14 protein-coding genes and 3 tRNA genes are annotated in these 15,350 nt (G+C 64.0%); 2 read left to right on the top strand and 15 right to left on the bottom strand.

Going from position 1 to position 15,350, the window contains the following annotated elements; translation table 11 throughout:
* Positions 1-162 precede the first annotated feature (162 nt).
* Positions 163-1,059 (top strand): recombination-associated protein RdgC, encoded by an 897-nt coding sequence (locus ACQ66H_RS11630; RefSeq protein WP_430434168.1) that lies wholly within the window; start codon positions 163-165, stop codon positions 1,057-1,059.
* A gap of 158 nt (positions 1,060-1,217) precedes the next feature.
* Positions 1,218-1,685 carry a bacterioferritin gene (gene bfr / locus ACQ66H_RS11635; protein WP_304027004.1) on the top strand — a complete coding sequence of 156 codons (468 nt, stop codon included), beginning with the start codon at positions 1,218-1,220 and terminating at the stop codon, positions 1,683-1,685.
* A gap of 144 nt (positions 1,686-1,829) precedes the next feature.
* Here the strand turns inward: bfr and ACQ66H_RS11640 are convergent.
* The 15 genes from ACQ66H_RS11640 to ACQ66H_RS11710 form a co-directional block, all read right to left on the bottom strand.
* A tRNA-His gene (locus ACQ66H_RS11640) sits at positions 1,830-1,905 on the bottom strand.
* A 54-nt stretch (positions 1,906-1,959) separates the two neighbouring features.
* Positions 1,960-2,036 (bottom strand) — tRNA-Arg (locus tag ACQ66H_RS11645).
* A 29-nt stretch (positions 2,037-2,065) separates the two neighbouring features.
* Positions 2,066-2,142: transfer RNA gene (locus tag ACQ66H_RS11650), tRNA-Pro, on the bottom strand.
* 100 nt (positions 2,143-2,242) lie between these two features.
* Positions 2,243-4,330, bottom strand: coding sequence for a polyribonucleotide nucleotidyltransferase (gene pnp, locus ACQ66H_RS11655; protein ID WP_430435623.1), 2,088 nt, complete (start codon positions 4,328-4,330; stop codon positions 2,243-2,245).
* Positions 4,331-4,492: 162 nt separating this feature from the next.
* Positions 4,493-4,762, bottom strand: coding sequence for a 30S ribosomal protein S15 (rpsO, locus tag ACQ66H_RS11660; RefSeq protein WP_019918081.1), 270 nt, complete (start codon positions 4,760-4,762; stop codon positions 4,493-4,495).
* 67 nt (positions 4,763-4,829) lie between these two features.
* Positions 4,830-5,759 carry a tRNA pseudouridine(55) synthase TruB gene (gene truB / locus ACQ66H_RS11665; protein WP_430434169.1) on the bottom strand — a complete coding sequence of 310 codons (930 nt, stop codon included), beginning with the start codon at positions 5,757-5,759 and terminating at the stop codon, positions 4,830-4,832.
* 1 nt (position 5,760) lies between these two features.
* On the bottom strand, positions 5,761-6,132 hold the full coding sequence (rbfA, locus tag ACQ66H_RS11670; RefSeq protein WP_304003363.1) for a 30S ribosome-binding factor RbfA: 372 nt from the start codon (positions 6,130-6,132) through the stop codon (positions 5,761-5,763).
* Positions 6,133-6,150: 18 nt separating this feature from the next.
* Positions 6,151-8,913 carry a translation initiation factor IF-2 gene (infB, locus tag ACQ66H_RS11675; RefSeq protein WP_430434170.1) on the bottom strand — a complete coding sequence of 921 codons (2,763 nt, stop codon included), beginning with the start codon at positions 8,911-8,913 and terminating at the stop codon, positions 6,151-6,153.
* 11 nt (positions 8,914-8,924) lie between these two features.
* Positions 8,925-10,397, bottom strand: coding sequence for a transcription termination factor NusA (gene nusA / locus ACQ66H_RS11680; protein ID WP_430434171.1), 1,473 nt, complete (start codon positions 10,395-10,397; stop codon positions 8,925-8,927).
* A complete protein-coding gene (gene rimP / locus ACQ66H_RS11685) occupies positions 10,394-10,846 on the bottom strand; it encodes a ribosome maturation factor RimP (protein ID WP_430435624.1) in 453 nt (150 codons plus the stop codon). The genes nusA and rimP overlap by 4 nt, the downstream gene beginning before the upstream one ends.
* Positions 10,847-11,003: 157 nt before the next feature.
* On the bottom strand, positions 11,004-12,101 hold the full coding sequence (rluB, locus tag ACQ66H_RS11690) for a 23S rRNA pseudouridine(2605) synthase RluB (protein WP_430434172.1): 1,098 nt from the start codon (positions 12,099-12,101) through the stop codon (positions 11,004-11,006).
* Positions 12,088-12,660: an SMC-Scp complex subunit ScpB gene (gene scpB / locus ACQ66H_RS11695; protein ID WP_019918072.1), complete on the bottom strand. Its 573-nt coding sequence runs from the start codon at positions 12,658-12,660 to the stop codon at positions 12,088-12,090. Before scpB ends, rluB begins: the two co-directional genes overlap by 14 nt.
* Entirely contained in the window at positions 12,617-13,456 is an 840-nt protein-coding gene (locus tag ACQ66H_RS11700) for a segregation and condensation protein A (RefSeq protein ID WP_430434173.1), read from the bottom strand. Before ACQ66H_RS11700 ends, scpB begins: the two co-directional genes overlap by 44 nt.
* Positions 13,456-14,658, bottom strand: a complete 1,203-nt coding sequence (locus ACQ66H_RS11705; protein ID WP_304003358.1) for a tryptophan--tRNA ligase — start codon at positions 14,656-14,658, stop codon at positions 13,456-13,458. Before ACQ66H_RS11705 ends, ACQ66H_RS11700 begins: the two co-directional genes overlap by 1 nt.
* An 18-nt stretch (positions 14,659-14,676) precedes the next feature.
* Entirely contained in the window at positions 14,677-15,333 is a 657-nt protein-coding gene (locus tag ACQ66H_RS11710; RefSeq protein WP_430434174.1) for a site-2 protease family protein, read from the bottom strand.
* Positions 15,334-15,350 lie beyond the last annotated feature (17 nt).

Here is a 15,350-nt window from a genome sequence, read left to right on the forward strand (position 1 = left end):
GGAGTGAATCAGCAGAACGGGAGCGCGGCACGCGCCGCGCGGAAGGCCGCTAGTGTGCACGGAGAGGGGCGCGGCCGTCGATATTGACATGCGCCCACCGACGCGGCAGCGCCTGCCGCCCGACTCCACTCATATACACTGCGTCCCTTTTTGCCCGACGCCATGTGGTTCAAGAACCTGCAGATCTACCGCCTCACCGCCCCCTTCGCGCTCGCACCTGAACAACTCGACGAAAAGCTCGCCGCCAAGGCCTTCCAGCCGGGCAGCAGCGTGGAAATGCAGCGCATGGGCTGGATGTCGCCGCGCGACAACGGCGCGCTGGTGCACGCGGTCGGCGGTCAGATGCTGATCACGCTGCGCACCGAAAAGAAGCTGCTGCCGGCCACCGTCATCAATCAGGTCGCCAAGGCACGTGCCCAGGAAATCGAGGAAAAGCAGGGCTACAAACCCGGCCGCAAGGAAATGCGCGAGCTGAAGGACAGCGTCACCAACGAACTGCTGCCGCGCGCCTTCGCCATCTGGCGCGATACGCAGGTTTGGATAGACCCGGTCAAGGGTCGCATCGTGGTCAACGCAGCCGCCAGCGCCAAGGGCGACGAGGTGATGCAGCTGCTGAACGAGTGCGTCGAACAGCTGGGCGCCCGACCGCTGCAGACCGCGCTGTCGCCGGTATCGGCGATGACCTCCTGGCTGGCCGCCGACGAAGCGCCTGCCGGCTTCAGCATCGATCAGGACACCGAACTGCGCTCCAGCACGCAGTCCAAAGCGACCGTGCGCTACGTGCGCCATGCGCTGGAAGCGGACGACCTGCGTCGCCACATCGAAGCCGGCAAGCAGTGCACCCGTCTGGCGCTGAGCTGGATGGACCGTGTTTCGTTCACGCTGACCGAGAACCTCGCAGTGAAGCGGGTCGCGCCGCTGGACGTGCTGACCGAGAACGACGACGGCAGCGGCGATGAAGCCGAGCGTTTCGACACCGATTTCGCGCTGATGACCGGCGAGGTCAGCCGCCTGATCGATCACCTCGAAGAAGCGCTGGGCGGCGTCGCGTCGAACTGAGCGCATCACCGGGAAGAAAGACCGATACGGCGACTGCGAATGAATACGGTTCGCACCACGACTTCGCGGGACGCCACCAAACCCAGCACAGAAGCCAGAATGGGCGCATCATCGAACAATCTTCGTATGCGCCGGACATCCGGGAAGTGAGATAAGCCATGCAAGGAAAACAGGTCATCCTCGACGCGCTGAACGCGCTCTTGGTCTACGAACTGGCGGCACGCGACCAGTACTTCATCCATTCGCGCATGCTCGACGAATGGGGCTTCAGCAAGGCCGCCGCGCGCATCGCGCATGAAATGGAAGACGAAACCGGCCACGCCGACGCGCTGATACGCCGCATCCTGATGCTGAGTGGTACGCCCGACATGAAACCCGCCGCGCTCAACGTGGGCCACGACGTCGTCAGCATTTTCGAGAACGATCTGGCGGTGGAGATTTCGGTCGTGAAGCATCTGCGCGAAGTGATGGCACTGACCGAGAAGGAGCAGGATTACGTCACCCGTGATCTGCTGCTGCCGATGCTGAAGGACACCGAAGAGGACCACGCGCACTGGCTGGAACAGCAACTGCGCCTGATCAAGCTGATGGGCGAGCAGAACTACCTGCAGAGCGCTGCGGGCTGAATGCTGACGGCGGCGATGGCCGGGGCGTGCGCTCCGCCATCGCTGCACGATTCCATGCCTCGGCACGTGCCATGACGACGCGCACCTCGCGCGCGACAAATGTCGGCGCGACGGGCTCGCACAATCAACAACAGGGGAATTGGGTGGGGTGGCTGATGGGACTCGAACCCACGACAACTGGAATCACAATCCAGGACTCTACCAACTGAGCTACAGCCACCACTGAAACGGATGCCAAACGGGCAACCGCTTTGAAACTCTCTCAGGCCTTTGCTGGCCTGCCCGGCAGGAATCGAACCCGCAACCTACGGCTTAGAAGGCCGTTGCTCTATCCAGTTGAGCTACGGGCAGGTACTAAGAACGGTGTTGCGGACCGATTATGGTCGGGGTGGAGGGATTCGAACCCCCGACATCTTGCTCCCAAAGCAAGCGCGCTACCGGGCTGCGCTACACCCCGAGAGGCCGAGATATTACCGGCCGACCGGGGTGCGGTCAATGCCTGCAGAGCGTTTCAGCGAAATATCTTCAAAGAAATTCGCTGGACGCCCCGCAGGACATCAGCCCTGCTCGCCGTTTGCCTCCGGCGCAGCCAGCAGTGCCTTCATCGACAGGCGGATGCGACCCTTCTCGTCGGTCTCGAGCACCTTCACCTTCACCTGCTGACCTTCCTTCAGGTGATCGGCGACGTTGGCGATGCGCTCGTTGGCGATCTGCGAAATGTGCAGCAGACCGTCCTTGCCCGGCAGTACGCTGACGATGGCGCCGAAGTCCAGCAGACGCAGCACCGTACCGTCATAGACCTTGCCCACTTCGACTTCAGCCGTGATCGCCTCGATGCGGCGCTTGGCGTGCTCGGCGGCTTCCGAATTCACCGATGCGATGGTGATGGTGCCGTCGTCGCCGATGTCGATCGTGGCGCCGGTCTCTTCGGTCAGCGCGCGGATGACTGCGCCGCCCTTGCCGATCACGTCGCGGATCTTTTCCGGATTGATCTTCATCGTCAGCAGACGCGGTGCGTAGGTCAACACGCCTTCACGGGCGCCCGACATCGACTCCTGCATGATGCCGAGGATGTGCTTGCGCGCTTCGTGGGCCTGGGCCAGCGCAACCTGCATGATTTCCTTGGTGATGCCCTGGATCTTGATGTCCATCTGCAGCGCGGTGATGCCGCTGTCGGTACCGGCCACCTTGAAGTCCATGTCGCCGAGGTGATCCTCGTCGCCGAGGATGTCGGTCAGCACCGCGAAACGGTTGCCATCCTTGATCAGGCCCATCGCGATACCGGCAACATGCGCCTTCAGCGGCACGCCGGCGTCCATCAGTGCGAGCGAACCGCCGCACACCGAAGCCATCGACGACGAACCGTTCGATTCGGTGATTTCCGACACCACGCGCATCGAGTAGCTGAACTCTTCCGGCGACGGCAGCACAGCGAGCAGCGCGCGCTTGGCCAGACGACCATGGCCAATCTCGCGGCGCTTCGGTGCGCCGAAGCGGCCGGTTTCACCGGTGGCGAACGGCGGCATGTTGTAGTGAAGCATGAAGCGGTCGCGGTACTCGCCGCCCAGCGCGTCGATGATCTGCTCGTCGCGGCCGGTGCCCAGCGTGGCGATCACCAGCGCCTGCGTCTCGCCGCGCGTGAACAGCGCCGAACCGTGGGTACGCGGCATCACGCTGTTGCGAATCGCGATCGGACGCACGGTGCGCGTGTCGCGACCGTCGATGCGCGGCTCGCCGTTCAGGATGCGGCTGCGCACGATGCGCGCTTCCATGTCGAAGAAGTAGTTCTTGATCGTGTTCACGTCCGGCGCCGTCGCGGCGTCGGCGGTCAGCGCAGCGATCACTTCGTCGCGCAGGGCGTTCACGCTCTGGCTGCGCACCTGCTTCTGCGTGATGCGGTAGGCATCCTGCAGCTTGGCTTCGGCCAGCTCGGAAATGCGGTTCCACAGCGCTTCGTCGCGGGCCGGCGCCTGCCAGTCCCACTCCGGCTTGCCGGCGACTTCGACCAGTTCATTGATCGCATTGATCGCGGCCTGCATCTGCTCGTGGCCATAGACGACAGCGCCCAGCATGACTTCTTCCGACAGTTCCATCGCTTCCGACTCGACCATCAGCACGGCTGCTTCGGTGCCGGCGACGACCAGGTTCAGCTTGCTGTCCTTCAGCTGCGAGGCGGTTGGGTTGACGATGTACTGACCATCGATATAGCCCACGCGGGCGGCGCCGATCGGGCCGCTGAACGGGATGCCGGAGATCGCCAGTGCGGCGGATGCACCGATCATGGCCGGGATGTCGGCATCGACTTCCGGGTTCAGCGACAGCACCTGAACGATGACCTGAACTTCGTTGTAAAAGCCTTCCGGGAACAGCGGGCGGATCGGGCGATCGATCAGACGCGAGGTCAGCGTTTCCTTCTCGGTAGGACGGCCCTCGCGCTTGAAGAAACCGCCGGGTATACGGCCCGCGGCGTAGAACTTTTCTGCGTAATCAACGGTGAGCGGGAAGAAATCCTGGCCAGCCTTTGCCGACTTCTGGGCAACGACGGTCGCCAACACGACGGTTTCTTCAACGTTTACGATGACGGCGCCGCTCGATTGACGCGCGATCTCGCCGGTTTCCAGCACCACTTTCTGGGTGCCGAACATGAATTCCTTGCGGGTAGCGTTAAGCAAGTCGATTCCTTTCGATTCGATGAGTGGCGGGCATCGTCCGCCCGCCAGAAAAAACAAACCGGCGGAGCCGCAAAGGACTCACGCCGGTATGTGGTGTCAAGCCTGCGAAGGCTCAGACATTGCCTTCGGATGCAATTACTTGCGCAGACCGAGGCGGCCGATCAGCGAACGATAGCCGTCGGCGTTGGTGCGCTTCAGGTAGTCAAGCAGCTTGCGACGCTGGCTCACCATCTTGAGCAGACCACGACGCGAGTGGTGGTCTTTGACGTGTTCCTTGAAGTGACCGGTCAGGTCGTTGATGCGTGCGGTCAGCAGGGCGACTTGAACTTCGGGCGACCCCGTATCGCCGGCCGCGCGCTGGAAGTCGGCCACGATGCGGGCTTTATCGGCGGAAACGATAGCCATTGATCTAAACTCTCTCGTTTGGAAAACCCAAAATTATACGCCACAGTTGCGCAATCTCAAGCCTATTTCAAGGCTTTTGCGCACTTTCCTGCGGCAACAGGCGCTTCACCCGCAAGCGGGCGCCGCGTACGACGACCAGACCGAGAAAAACCGGTCCGGCATAGGCGCGCAACACGCCTTCTTCTTGCAACGCAATGTCCGCGTCAACCGCTGAAAGCGGCACCGACTGACCGTTGATCAGGCGCTGCGCATCCGCGTCGGCAATGCGGCAGAGCGGCATGTCCTGCAACAGGATGTCGGCGGGATTCAACAGCGACGCGCGCGTGTCCTCCTCGAGCGCGGCGATCTGCTCAAGTGTCACCGCACGATCGAGTCGCAGGGGCCCGGTGCGCGTGCGGCGCAGTCCGGTCAGATGCGCACCACAGCCCAGCATCGCACCGATGTCTTCGGCCAACGTACGGATGTAGGTGCCTTTGCTGCACAGCACGCGCATCGAGAACGACGGCAGCGTGACATCCAGCAGTTCAATCTCGCGTATGCGCACATGACGCACCGCCCGTTCGATGGTCTCGCCGGCGCGGGCGTATTCGTAGAGCGGCTTGCCGGCGTGCTTGAGCGCAGAGTGCATCGGCGGAATCTGCTCGATGTCGCCGGTATGCGCATCGACGGCGCTACGCAGCGCAGTTTCGTCGATCGCGACTTCGCGGGTTTCGAGCACCTCGCCTTCGGCGTCCCCGGTCGTCGTCCGCACACCGAGACGCACCTGGGCGACATACTCCTTGTCGGCATCCAGCATCAGCCCGGCAAACCGGGTCGCCTCGCCAAAGCAGACCGGCAGCAGACCACTGGCCAGCGGATCGAGCGTACCGGTGTGTCCGGCACGGGCGGCCTGAAACAGACGACGCGCCTTCTGCAGCGCGTCGTTTGAACTGAGACCTATGGGTTTGTCGAGCAACAGCACACCGTTGATCGCCTTCCAGCGCGAGCGTGGCTGCAACTCAATCCTCGCCGGTGGAGGGGCCGGAATGCAGGGCCTTGTCGATCAGACGCGACAACTGGTCTGCACGCTCCATCGTCTGGTCATGCACGAAGTGCAGCTGCGGCGTGGTGTGTATGCGCACGCGGCGACCAATCTCCCGGCGCAGGAAACCGGACGCGCGCACCAGACCTTCATGTATCAGCTTCTGCGCGTCACCTTCGGCCAGCGTGCTGTAGTAGATCTTGGCGTGCGCATAGTCCGGCGTCAGTTCGACCGCGGTCAGCGACACCATGCCGACGCGCGGGTCCTTCAGTTCGGTCGCGATCAGCTGAGCCAGTTCGCGGCGGATCGCTTCCGACACTCGGTCACTGCGTGCATAACGTTCGGCCATTGCGTGTGGGCGTCAGGCTCAGGCGAGCTTGCGCGCGATTTCCTGGATTTCGAAGACCTCGAGCTGGTCGCCTTCTTCGATCTCGTTGTAACCGCGCAGCGACAAGCCGCACTCGTAACCTTCCTTGACTTCCTTGACGTCGTCCTTGAAGCGCTTGAGCGAATCGAGCTCGCCGGTCCACACCACCACGTTGTTGCGCAGCAGGCGGGCGCTGGCGCCACGCTTGACCAGACCCGAAAGCACCATACAACCGGCAATCGTGCCGATCTTGGTGCCGCGGAACACCTGGCGGATCTCCACCGTACCGAGCACGTGCTCGCGCTTTTCCGGCGCCAGCATGCCCGACAGCGCAGCCTTCACCTCATCGACCGCTTCGTAGATGATGGTGTAGTAACGCAGATCGACACCGAAGTTCTCGGCCAGCTTGCGCGCACCGACATCGGCGCGAACGTTGAAGCCGATGATGACGCCCTTGGAAGCCTGCGCCAGGTTCACGTCGGTTTCCGAGATCGCACCGACCGCGGCGTGAATCACCTGCACGCGCACTTCGTCGGTGGACAGCTTCATCAGCGACTGCACCAGCGCTTCCTGCGAACCCTGAACGTCAGCCTTGATGATGAGCGGCAGCACGCGGACTTCGCCCTCGCCCATCTGCTCGAACATCGACTCCAGCTTGGCGGCCTGTTGCTTCGCCAGCTTCACGTCGCGGAACTTGCCCTGACGGAACAGTGCAATTTCACGCGCCTTGCGTTCGTCGGCCAGCACCATCGCCTCGTCACCGGCGGCGGGCACGTCGGACAGACCCTGGATTTCCACCGGGATCGACGGACCCGCCTCGCTGATCGCCTTGCCTGACTCGTCCAGCATGGCGCGCACCCGGCCGAATACCTGACCACACAGCAGGATGTCGCCGCGCTTGAGCGTACCCGACTGCACCAGCACCGACGCGACCGGACCCTTGCCTTTGTCGAGACGCGCTTCGATGACCAGACCGCGGGCGGGGGCTTCCTTCGGCGCCTTCAGTTCAAGCACTTCAGCCTGCAGCAGCACGTTCTCGAGCAGTTCGTCGATGCCCGTACCCTTCTTCGCCGACACCGGGATGAAGGGTGAGTCGCCACCGTATTCTTCCGGTACCACACCTTCGGCCACCAGCTCCTGCTTCACGCGGTCCGGGTTGGCTTCCGGCTTGTCGATCTTGTTGATTGCGACAACCATCGGCACGCCGGCAGCCTTCGCATGATGGATGGCTTCACGCGTCTGCGGCATCACGCCGTCGTCGGCCGCCACCACCAGGATGACCAGATCGGTCGCCTTCGCACCGCGGGCACGCATGGCCGTGAAGGCCTCGTGACCCGGCGTATCGAGGAAGGTGATCATGCCGCGCGGCGTATCGACGTGATAGGCGCCAATGTGCTGCGTAATGCCGCCCGCTTCACCGGCCGCCACACGGGCACGGCGGATGTAGTCGAGCAGCGAGGTCTTGCCGTGATCGACGTGACCCATGACGGTGACGACCGGTGCGCGCGGCAGCAGTTCGACATCCTTGTGCTCCTCGTCGGCTTCGCCGAGGAAGGCTTCCGGATCGTCCAGCTTGGCCGGCTTGGCGACGTGGCCCATTTCCTCGACCAGGATCATTGCGGTTTCCTGGTCCAGCACCTGATTGATCGTGACCATCTGACCGAGCTTCATCAGCACCTTGATCAGTTCGGTCGCTTTGATCGCCATCTTGTGGGCGAGGTCGGCGACGGAAATCGTTTCCGGCACCAGCACTTCGCGCACGACAGCCTCGATCGGCGCCTGCTGCTGGCCCTGATCGTGGTCGCGATGATTGCGGCCCTTCGGGCCACCACGCCAGCCACCGGTACCGGCGTCGCCGCGCGTCTTGATCTGACGGCGCTTGGCGGCGTCGTCCTTCCAGTTCGAACCCGGCTTTGCCTTGGCTGCAGCGGGCGCAGCGGGCTTAGTCTTGGCTGCCTTGTCGTCCGGCTTGGCCGGTTTGTGCAGCGTTCCGGCAGGCGCTTTCGCTGCCGCCGCCTTGGCCTCTTCCTCGGCTTTGGCCTTGGCTTCGGCTTCGGCTTGCGCACGCACCAGACGGGCTTCCGTCTCCTGGCGCATGCGAATTTCGCGCTCCTGCTTCTCCTTGAGCTCTCGCGCCTGATGGGCGAGCAGTTCGGAGTGGCGCTTGGCTTCGCGTTCACGCGCGGTCAGCGGACGCGGCTCGGTCGGCGCAGCCGCCTCGGCCACGACTTCCGGAGCGCTTTCGGCCACCGGCTCGGGCGTCTCAACCGCCGCCGGTTCGGGTTCGGGCTCAGGTTCCGGTTCGGGTTCGGGCTCAGGTTCCGGCGCCACTTCGAGCACCGGTTCCGGCACCACCGGCGTCGGCTCGGGCTCGGGGACAAAAGTCGCCTCGTCCGCCACGACGTCGGCCGCGACCTCTTCGGTCGCCGCCGCCTGCGCTGCTTCTTCGGCCAGCAACTCGGCCGGATCGCGCTTGACCAGCACGCGCTTCTTGCGCACTTCGACCTGTACGGTACGCGCCTGACCGGACGAATTGGTCGCCTTGATCTCGGTGGTCTGACGACGGGTCAGCGTGATCTTGGTCTTTCCCGCCGTATCGCCGTGCTGACGCCGCAAGTAGTCGAGCAGGCGCGTCTTGTCCTGCTCGGTCAGCGAATCGCCTTCGCTCTTCTTGTCCACACCGGCCTGCTTCAGCTGCTCAAGCAGCGCGGCCGCGGGGATTTTCAGCTCGGTCGCAAACTGGGAAACACTCATCAACGCCATACCGTCCTCAATTATTCAAACCAGTGCGCGCGCGCAGTGGTGATCAGCGATGTCGCGCGCGCAGCATCGATGCCGGCGATCTCGACCAGTTCATCAACAGCGAGATCAGCCAGATCATCGCGCGTGCGCACATTGGCGCGCGCCAGCTGCGCCGCCAGCTGCTTGTCCATGCCGTCCAGCGCCAGCAGGGCATCATCGACCTGCTCCAGTTGCTCTTCGTTGACGATGGCTTCGGTCAGCAGCACGTTACGTGCGCGGGTACGCAGTTCGTTCACCGTATCTTCGTCGAACGCCTCGATCTCGAGCATTTCAGCCAGCGGCACGTAAGCCACTTCCTCCAGCGTCGAGAAGCCTTCCTCGATCAGGATGTCCGCCACTTCCTCGTCCACGTCCAGCTTGGCCATGAACAGCAGGCGGATGGCGGCGTTCTCCGCGTCGGACTTGGCGGCCGACTGCTCGACCGTCATCAGGTTGATCTTCCAGCCGGTCAGCTCGGACGCGAGGCGCACGTTCTGGCCGCTGCGACCGATGGCAATCGCGAGGTTGTCTTCGCTGACCACCACGTCCATGCTGTGCGCGTCCTCATCCACCACGATGGAGGCGACTTCGGCCGGCGCCAGCGCGCCGATGACGAACTGCGCCGGATCAGGCGACCACAGGATGATGTTGACGCGCTCGCCGCCCAGTTCGTTGGTCACCGCCTGCACGCGCGAACCGCGCATGCCGATGCAGGTGCCTTGCGGATCGACGCGCGGATCGTTCGACTTGACAGCGATCTTGGCGCGGATACCGGGGTCGCGGGCGGCGCCCTTGATCTCGATGAGGCCGTCTTCGATCTCCGGCACTTCGAGCTCGAACAGCTTCATGATGAACTCGGGCGCGGTACGCGACAGGATGATCTGCGGGCCACGCGCCTGGCGATCGACACGCAGCAGCACTGCCTTGACGCGGTCGCCGACGCGCAGGTTCTCGCGGGCAATGATGTGTTCGCGCGGCAGCAGCGCCTCCAGGCGGCCCACTTCGACGATGGCATTGCCGCGCTCGATGCGCTTGATGGTGCCGGTGACCAGATGGTCCTTGCGCTCAAGGAAGTCGTTCAGGATCTGTTCGCGCTCGGCATCACGGATGCGCTGCAGGATGACCTGCTTGGCGGCCTGCGCACCGATGCGGCCGAAATCGACCGGCTCCAGGGCTTCTTCGATGTAGTCGTCAACCTGGATGTCGGCGATCTGCTCGCGGGCGTCGATCAGGCCGATCTCGGCCTCGTCGTTCTCGACCAGTTCGTCCGGCAGCACGTGCCAGCGACGGAAGGCTTCGTACTCGCCGGTTTCGCGGTCGATCGACACGCGCACGTCGGCGTCGTCATGGGTGCGCTTCTTGGTGGCCGAAGCCAGTGCGGTTTCGAGAGCGCCGAAAACCACTTCGCGGGACACATTCTTTTCGCGTGCCAGTGCATCGACCAGCAACAGAATCTCGCGACTCATCGTTTCAACTCCTGCTTGCGTTCAAAGTCCGGCACCAGGCGGGCACGTTCGATCTGCGACAGTTCGAACTCGTGGGCTTCGCCCTTGATCTCGAGGGTGAGCCGGTCGTTGGCCACGCCGGCCAGTTGACCGGTGAAATTGCGTTGATTGCCCACCGGCACGCGCAGGCGCAACTGCGCCTCCTGCCCGGTGAAGCGAACGAAGTCGGCGGTCTTGCGCAGCGGGCGATCAAGCCCCGGGGAGGACACTTCAAGACGGTCGTAATCGACGTTTTCGACCATGAAAAGGCGGGTCAGGTGATTGCTCACCGTCACGCAGTCATCCACCATGATGCCCTTGTCGGTGTCGATGAAGACACGCAGCAGACGGCCTCTTGGCGAGGTTTCAAGATCGACGAATTCGTAGCCGAGCCCAGTTACCGCCTGCTCGATCAGTTCCGCAACACTCATCCCAGCAACACACTTCCGGATGTACAAATAAAAAATGGGCTGACCGCCCATCGAAAAACGCCGGCCGGGCCAGCGCAACAAGCCGAGGAGTGTAACAGAGGCCATCCATCCCCTCAAGCTGCAAGGATGGACGGCCCCGCCCAACGGTGGTATGTCGTCAGGCCTCTCCGCCGCCTGCCGCGGGCTTGGCCGACGAGCGGCGACGGCGACGCGGTGCGCGCTTGCGGGCCGGGGCGTCGCCCTCGCCGCCTTGCGGCGACGGTGCACCCTGTTGCGGCGCAGCGCGATTGCCACCCTCTCCGGCTTCACGCGGCTTGCGCGGACCGCGGCGACGGCCGCGCTTGGGCGACGCCGGCGTTTCGCCGTCGGCTTGCGGCCGGGCTTCATCTACCGGCCCCTTGCGCTGCTTGCCCTTGGCCGGCACCACCGACAACAGCTTCTCGACCTGTTCCGCCTTGAGCTCCTCCGACTTGCCGCGCGCCAGCCGTCGCGGCAGCTCGAACGGGCCATAGCGCACGCGCATCAGTCGGCTCACGGTCAGACCGATCGCCTCAAACATGCGACGCACCTCGCGGTTGCGGCCTTCGGACAGCGTGACGCGGTACCAGTGATTCGAACCTTCGCCGCCGCCGTCAGCCAGCGAATTGAACTTGGCGATGCCATCTTCGAGCTCGATGCCGTCAGTCAGCTTCTTCGACTGTTCCGGCGTGAGCTCCCCGATCAGGCGCACCGCGTACTCGCGTTCGAGCTCGTAGCTCGGGTGCATCAGTTTGTTGGCCAACTCACCACTGGTGGTGAAGACCAGCAGGCCCGAAGTGTTGAAGTCGAGTCGACCGACCGCGATCCAGCGGCCACCGCCCACCTTGGGCAGCTTGTCGAACACCGACGGACGGCCTTCCGGGTCGTCGCGCGACACGATTTCGCCTTCCGGCTTGTGGTAGATCAGCACGCGCGGCGCACGCTGGGCGAAGTGGATGTGGATCAGCTTGCCATTGACGCGGACCTTGTCCTCCGGCCCGACGCGCTGACCCACATGCGCCGGCAGCGAGTTGACGCTGATGCGGCCGGCGACGATCCAGTCTTCCAGTTCGCGGCGCGAACCCAGGCCCATGTCCGCCAGCATCTTGTGCAGCTTCTGCGGTTCGTTGAACACCACCGGGCCGCGCCGCTTGTTCTTGCTGTCCTGCGAGCGGTAATTGGCCACGTTGCCATTGACCTCGCCACCGGCGCCCGGCCTGCGTTTACCTTGCATCATTGAATTCCATCACCTTCTGTAGTTCGGCCAGCGGCGGCAGCTCAGCGAGCGTGCGCAGGCCCAGGTCGTCGAGAAAACGTCGTGTCGTTGCATACAGCGCCGGCCGGCCGGGGACTTCGCGGTAACCCACGCTGTCAATCCAGCCGCGCCCTTCGAGCGCCTTGATGATGCCCGGCGACACCGCCACACCGCGGATGTCCTCGATATCGCCGCGCGTCACCGGCTGGCGGTACGCAATGATCGCCAGCGTTTCCAGCACCGCTCTGGAATACTTCGCGGGCTTTTCGTTCTTCAGTCGATCCAGGTAGGGCTGAACGTCCGCGGTGGTGCGGAAACGCCAGCCGGACGACACCTGGACCAGTTCGATGCCCCGCCCCGCCCAGTCCTCGCGCAACTCGTCGAGCAGACGACGGATCAGCGCGTGGTCGAGCTCCTGTTCGAACAGCTTTCGCAGTTCGCCGGTACTCATTGCGTCCTGGCTGGCGAGCAGCGCGGCTTCGAGCACGCGCTTGACCTCAGACGGGCTCGGCGACTGCGGCTGTTCGGGCAGTTCGGACATAAATCGGCGCAAAGGCTTCGAGCTGAAGCAGTTCAATCAGGTTCTCGCGGGCCAGTTCGAGCACCGCGAGAAAATTCACCACCATCTGGGCGGCCGGCGCGCCAACCTCGAACAACTGGTCGAAGCGCAGATCACCTTCTTCGTGCAGCCGGCGCAGGATGCCGGACATGAACTCACGCACCGACAGCGCCTCGCGCGTCACCTTGTGATGGCGGGTCATGTCGGCACGGCGCATCAGCGCCAGCCAGGCCAGCTGCAGGTCGGTCGCACTCACGTTCGGCTGGATCTCGACCAGCCGCTCGGCCACCTGCACGCCGACCCACTCGTGCTCGCGCTGGATGCGCGGAATCGCGTCCAGCGCCAGCGCGGCCGCCTTCATCTGTTCGTACTCGATCAGCCGGCGTACCAGTTCAGCACGCGGATCCTCGCCCTCGTCGGCGACTTCACGCGGCGGACGCGGCAGCAGCATGCGAGACTTGATCTCGAGCAGCATGGCCGCCATCAGCAGGTATTCCGCCGCCAGTTCCAGGCGTTGCGAGCGCATCGCCTCGACGTAGACGAGGTATTGCGCGGTCAGCGGCGCCATCGGAATGTCGAGGATGTTGACGTTGGCCTTGCGTATCAGGTAGAGCAGCAGATCGAGCGGCCCCTGGAACGCGTCCAGGAACACTTCGAGCGCATCGGGCGGAATGTACAGGTCGAGCGGAAGTTTTTCCAGCGCCTCGCCATACAGGCGCGCCGGTGGCGCGGCCGTCGCGGCCGGCACCGGTTCAGCGATGAGCGCCTCGCCGGACATCAGGCGTAGTTCAGGCCCATGGCCTCGCGCACGTCGCGCATCGTTTCCGACGCCAGCTTGCGCGCCCGTTCGCAGCCATCGGCGACGATGTTGCGCAACAGCATCGGATCTTCCTCGTACTGCTTCGCGCGCTCGTGGATCGGTGCCTGTTCCTTCAGCACCGCGTCGATCACCGGCTGCTTGCACTCGAGGCAACCGATGCCGGCCGAGCGGCAACCTTCCTGTACCCACTGCTTGACCGAGTCGTCCGAGTAGATCACGTGGAACTGCCACACCGGGCAGCGGTCCGGATCGCCCGGATCGGTGCGGCGCACGCGCTGGGTGTCGGTCATCATGCCGCGGATCTTCTTGGTGACGACCTCGGGCTCCTCGCGCAGCATCAGCGTGTTGTTGTAGGACTTGGACATCTTCTGACCGTCCAGACCCGGCATGCGCGCCGCCTCGGTCAGCAGCGCACCCGGCTCGGCCAGAATCATCTTGCCGCCGCCTTCCAGATAGCCGTAGAGGCGCTCTCGGTCGCCCAGACTCAGGCTCTGTGCCTCTTCGAGCAGCGCCTTGCCCTGCGCCAGCGCGTCCTCCTTGCCTTCCTGCTGGTACAGGCGGCGCAGTTCCTCGTACAGCTTGCCGCGCTTGCCGCCCAGCTTCTTCACCGCCTCACGCGCCTTGTCCTCGAAGCCGGGCTCACGACCGTACAGGTGGTTGAAGCGACGGGCCACCTCGCGGGTCAGTTCGACGTGCGGCACCTGGTCCTCGCCAACCGGCACCAGATTGGCGCGGTAGATCAGGATATCGGCCGACTGCAGCAGCGGATAGCCGAGGAAGCCGTAGGTCGCCAGATCCTTGTCGGCCAGCTTTTCCTGCTGGTCCTTGTAGGTCGGCACCCGCTCCAGCCAGCCGAGCGGACACATCATCGACAGCAGCAGATGCAGTTCGGCGTGCTCCGGCACCCGCGACTGGATGAACAGCGTCGCCTGGTTGGGATCGACACCCGCGGCCAGCCAGTCGATCAGCATGTCCCACACGCTACGCTCGATCACCTGTGTGTCTTCGTAATTGGTGGTCAGCGCATGCCAGTCGGCAACGAAGAACAGACAGGGGTATTCGTGCTGCAGCTTGACCCAGTTCTTCAGCACGCCGTGGTAGTGACCAAGATGCAGGCGACCGGTGGGGCGCATGCCGGAAAGAACGCGTTCTGCGTACATGTTATCGATTCATCCGGTTCAGAAAAGCAGGGACATCAGCAGCGCGTTCGCCAGCACGAGCAGCGGACGCAGGATGTCGTCGAGTACGTGCGACACCAGCAGCGCGATCAGGATGAACATGCCGTAAGGCTCGATGCGCGCGAACACCATGGACGGACCGCGCGGCAGCAGGCTCACCATGATGCGTCCGCCGTCGAGCGGCGGTATGGGCAGAAGGTTCAGCACCATCAGCACCAGATTGATCAGTATGCCGGCCTTGGCCATCAGCAGCAGCGGCTCGGCAAAGTAGTGACCGGGCATGCCGAGTGCCAGCTTCATTGCCAGCCCCCAGCCCAGTGCCATTACCAGATTGGCGGCCGGACCGGCTGCCGCAACCCAGAACATGTCCTGCTTCGGGCGACGCAGCCGCGAGAAATCGACCGGCACCGGCTTGGCCCAGCCGAACAGCAGCCCCTCGTGACCCGCCATCGCGCCGACGAAGTACATGACCAGCGGCACCAGTATCGTGCCGACCGGATCGATGTGCTTCAAGGGGTTGGCGGTGATCCGGCCGGCCACATGCGCGGTCGGATCCCCCTTCATCAGTGCGGCGTATCCGTGGGCCGCCTCGTGCAGCGTAATGGCAAGCACGACCGGCAGCACGATGACCGCCAAGCGTGCAATGCTTTCGTCCATAGGCGGGCGGATGCTAG

The organism is Methyloversatilis sp. (assembly GCF_965284615.1).
In the GTDB taxonomy this organism is placed as follows: Bacteria; Pseudomonadota; Gammaproteobacteria; order Burkholderiales; family Rhodocyclaceae; genus Methyloversatilis.

What these genes read in the sequence shown, in the direction of transcription:
- ACQ66H_RS11630 (WP_430434168.1), top strand. Translation starts at nt 163, where the DNA reads ATGTGGTTCAAGAACCTGCAGATCTACCGCCTCACCGCCCCCTTCGCG.
- bfr (WP_304027004.1), top strand. Translation starts at nt 1,218, where the DNA reads ATGCAAGGAAAACAGGTCATCCTCGACGCGCTGAACGCGCTCTTGGTC.
- pnp (WP_430435623.1), bottom strand. Translation starts at nt 4,330, where the DNA reads ATGTTCGGCACCCAGAAAGTGGTGCTGGAAACCGGCGAGATCGCGCGT.
- rpsO (WP_019918081.1), bottom strand. Translation starts at nt 4,762, where the DNA reads ATGGCTATCGTTTCCGCCGATAAAGCCCGCATCGTGGCCGACTTCCAG.
- rbfA (WP_304003363.1), bottom strand. Translation starts at nt 6,132, where the DNA reads ATGGCCGAACGTTATGCACGCAGTGACCGAGTGTCGGAAGCGATCCGC.
- infB (WP_430434170.1), bottom strand. Translation starts at nt 8,913, where the DNA reads ATGGCGTTGATGAGTGTTTCCCAGTTTGCGACCGAGCTGAAAATCCCC.
- nusA (WP_430434171.1), bottom strand. Translation starts at nt 10,397, where the DNA reads ATGAGTCGCGAGATTCTGTTGCTGGTCGATGCACTGGCACGCGAAAAG.
- rimP (WP_430435624.1), bottom strand. Translation starts at nt 10,846, where the DNA reads ATGAGTGTTGCGGAACTGATCGAGCAGGCGGTAACTGGGCTCGGCTAC.
- rluB (WP_430434172.1), bottom strand. Translation starts at nt 12,101, where the DNA reads ATGATGCAAGGTAAACGCAGGCCGGGCGCCGGTGGCGAGGTCAATGGC.
- scpB (WP_019918072.1), bottom strand. Translation starts at nt 12,660, where the DNA reads ATGTCCGAACTGCCCGAACAGCCGCAGTCGCCGAGCCCGTCTGAGGTC.
- ACQ66H_RS11700 (WP_430434173.1), bottom strand. Translation starts at nt 13,456, where the DNA reads ATGTCCGGCGAGGCGCTCATCGCTGAACCGGTGCCGGCCGCGACGGCC.
- ACQ66H_RS11705 (WP_304003358.1), bottom strand. Translation starts at nt 14,658, where the DNA reads ATGTACGCAGAACGCGTTCTTTCCGGCATGCGCCCCACCGGTCGCCTG.
- ACQ66H_RS11710 (WP_430434174.1), bottom strand. Translation starts at nt 15,333, where the DNA reads ATGGACGAAAGCATTGCACGCTTGGCGGTCATCGTGCTGCCGGTCGTG.